The sequence below is a fragment of the Ruegeria sp. AM5 genome, from assembly GCF_056540645.1.
Window position 1 is genome coordinate 1 of the sequence record NZ_JBQFXC010000030.1, and the last position, 1085, is coordinate 1085.

The window sequence follows — 1085 nt, forward strand, 5'->3', positions numbered from 1 at the left end:
GCGATCAGCTCGACGGTGAAGCCGACGTTGTCGCCGGGCATAACCATCTCGGTGCCCGCCGCCAGGGTCACGGTGCCGGTCACGTCAGTTGTACGGAAGTAGAACTGCGGACGGTAGTTCGCGAAGAACGGAGTATGACGACCGCCTTCTTCCTTGGTCAGGATGTAGGCTTCGGCTTCGAACTTGGTGTGCGGTGTAACTGAACCCGGCTTACACAGAACCTGGCCACGCTCAACGCCGTCACGGTCGATACCGCGCAGCAGTGCGCCGATGTTGTCGCCCGCTTCACCGCGATCCAGCAGCTTGCGGAACATTTCAACACCGGTACAGGTGGTTTTCTGAGTGTCACGGATGCCGACGATTTCGATCTCGTCGCCAACATTGATCACGCCACGCTCGACACGGCCGGTCACAACAGTACCACGGCCCGAGATCGAGAACACGTCTTCGACCGGCATCAGGAACGGCTTGTCAACTTCACGCTCAGGGGTGTCGATGTAGTCATCAACAGCCGCCATCAGTTCCTTGATCTTCTCTTCGCCGATTTCCGGGTTGTTGCCTTCCATCGCCGCCAGAGCCGAACCTGCGATGATCGGAATATCGTCGCCGGGGTATTCGTAGCTGGACAGCAGTTCGCGAACTTCCATCTCAACCAGTTCCAGCAGCTCTTCGTCGTCAACTTGGTCAACTTTGTTCATGAACACGACCATCTTCGGGATGCCAACCTGGCGGCCCAGCAGGATGTGCTCGCGGGTCTGCGGCATCGGGCCGTCAGCTGCGTTCACAACCAGGATCGCGCCGTCCATCTGGGCGGCACCGGTGATCATGTTCTTGACGTAGTCGGCGTGGCCGGGGCAGTCGACGTGCGCATAGTGGCGGTTGTCGGTCTCGTACTCCACGTGGGCGGTCGAGATGGTGATGCCACGTGCTTTTTCTTCAGGCGCGCCGTCAATCTGGTCATACGCTTTGAAGTCACCGAAATACTTGGTGATTGCTGCGGTCAGCGTGGTCTTGCCGTGGTCAACGTGGCCAATCGTGCCGATGTTGACGTGCGGCTTATTACGCTCAAACTTTTCCTTTGCCAT

The 1085-nt window shown here is 58.4% G+C and carries 1 protein-coding gene; it reads right to left on the reverse strand.

Going from position 1 to position 1085, the window contains the following annotated elements; all coding sequences use genetic code 11:
• On the reverse strand, positions 1-1085 hold a 1085-nt coding region (gene tuf / locus ACR0AH_RS21095; RefSeq protein WP_170508465.1), incomplete at both ends, for an elongation factor Tu.